General features: G+C 60.9%; 4 protein-coding genes. 2 read left to right on the forward strand and 2 right to left on the reverse strand.

What is annotated here, in order from left to right; genetic code table 11:
- A partial coding sequence (locus AC1DX0_RS35280; protein ID WP_477359062.1) for a GTP-binding protein occupies positions 1 to 258 on the reverse strand: 258 nt, incomplete at its 3' end.
- Positions 259 to 551: 293 nt separating this feature from the next.
- On the opposite strand from AC1DX0_RS35280, the gene AC1DX0_RS35285 reads away from it, so the two are divergent.
- The gene (locus AC1DX0_RS35285; protein ID WP_477359065.1) at positions 552 to 1439 is read left to right on the forward strand and encodes a DMT family transporter; all 888 of its coding nucleotides are present in this window, start codon (positions 552 to 554) and stop codon (positions 1437 to 1439) included.
- Positions 1440 to 1552: 113 nt separating this feature from the next.
- A complete protein-coding gene (locus tag AC1DX0_RS35290; protein ID WP_164548697.1) occupies positions 1553 to 1690 on the forward strand; it encodes a hypothetical protein in 138 nt (45 codons plus the stop codon).
- A 62-nt stretch (positions 1691 to 1752) separates the two neighbouring features.
- Here the strand turns inward: AC1DX0_RS35290 and AC1DX0_RS35295 are convergent, their stop codons facing one another.
- Positions 1753 to 1923, reverse strand: coding sequence for a GlsB/YeaQ/YmgE family stress response membrane protein (locus AC1DX0_RS35295; protein ID WP_477359068.1), 171 nt, complete (start codon positions 1921 to 1923; stop codon positions 1753 to 1755).
- Between the last annotated feature and the right edge of the window lie 4 nt (positions 1924 to 1927).

Consider the following 1927-nt stretch of genomic DNA (forward strand, 5'->3'; position numbering starts at 1 on the left):
GTTCTTCACATAGTCGGCGTGGCCGGGGCAGTCGACGTGGGCGTAGTGGCGGGCAGCCGTCTCGTATTCGACGTGAGCCGTCGAGATGGTGATGCCGCGTGCCTTCTCTTCCGGCGCCGCATCGATCTGGTCGTAGCGCTTGTACTCGCCAAAATACTTCGTGATCGCCGCCGTCAGCGACGTCTTGCCATGGTCAACGTGACCAATCGTGCCAATGTTCACATGAGGCTTGTTACGCTCGAATTTACCTTTTGCCATAGTCTCTTTCCTTGGACGGCCTTGACCTTCAGTTCAGTCGAATGCGGGGCGATTAGCGACAAAGGCCAAAAAACACAAGCGTCTTTTGGCCGGGTGCCGTCTCACTCAGTCCGAACCTGGGATCCGATTGCAGGGATGTGGCGCTGATATAGGAAGGCGATGCGTGAAATGAAATGGGTGACAGGCCGATCGACCGAGGCCTGTATCAAGTGCTCTTGCCGCCAATCCCTGTCTGGATCACGGCCAGTTGATGGCCCATTGCAGCGGCCACCGAGGTCTGATCTCCTGATCCCATGCATTTCATCCCTGCCTCGATCCGCGGCCCGCTGTTCATGATCGTCTCGACCGGGTCGTACCTGGTCAACGACACGATGATGAAACTCGCGACGGCAGGTCTGCCGTCCTACGAGGTGCTGTTCCTGCGCGGAGTCGCGGCAACGCTCTGGGGCTTCCCGCTGCTGTTCCTGCTGGGCTACGGCAAACAGATCCCGCTGATCTTCGACGGCCATGTGCTGCGCCGGAACCTGCTCGAGMTGGCGGCGATCCTTTGTTACGTSGTGGCGCTCGCCAACATGCAGATCGCCGATTCCACSGCGCTCGGACAAATCACGCCGCTTTTGATGCTGGTCGGCTCGTCGATCCTGTTTGGCGAGCGCATCGGCGGCCAGCGGATGGCGCTGATCGGGCTTGGCTTCATCGGCGCGCTGATGGTGGCGCAGCCGACGATGCAAGGCATATCGGTCTACGCGCTGCTGGCGCTCGGCAACGCCACACTGGCAGCCGCGCGCGACCTTGCCGGCCGGCGTGTGCCGGCAGAGGTGCCGGGGATGATCGTGGCGATTTCCGCCGTGGTGGTGGTATTGATCGGCGCCGGTGCCGCGCATCTGGTTTCCGAGCGCTGGGTGATGCCCGAGGCGCGCCACCTGCTGCTGATGGCCGGCGCCGGGTTTTTCCTGATCTTCGGCCATTTCTTCATCTTCATGGCCTATCGTATCGGRCCGACCAGCSYKGTGGCACCGTTCTACTACTGCTTCACYGTCTGGGCSGTYATTTCRGGCCTGSTKGTGTTCGGGCAGTTCCCCAATGCGCTGGCSGTCTGCGGCATCCTGCTGGTGGTGGGCAGCGGGCTGACCATTGTGTCGCTGGACCAGCGCAAGCGCCGGCTGACGGTGGTGGCGTAGCATCGCCAGCCGAGCGACTGCCTCTGATGTTGCGGAGGCCAGATTGATCGTCTATTCGGCGATGTATCGTCTATCCGACGACGCCATGATCAATCAGCCAAGGGAGCTTGCCCATGACCGATTTTGACCAGAACAAGAACTCCGACGCCGAGCACAAGGCCGCCATCCGCAAGTCGCTTGTCGGCTGGGCGGTGTTCATCGCCGGAACGCTGATCTTCTTCGCCGCGGCCGATGCGGTGTTGATGCCATAGGCAAGCCCGAAGCCGGTCTTGCCCCAGCAGAAATTCGAAATTTTAGATCATCCGGCTGACGCTTAGAGCGTCCGGCGTCCGCTGAACTGGTGGTAGGCCCACAGCACAACTATCGCGCCAACCACTGAGACGATCAGGCTGGAGATGTTGAGACCAGTGACACCCACGCCAAAAATCTGGCTGCAGATCACGCCGCCGACAATGGCGCCGACAATGCCGAGCACGATATCCATGATC

The organism is Mesorhizobium sp. P3_A9 (genome assembly GCF_056402975.1).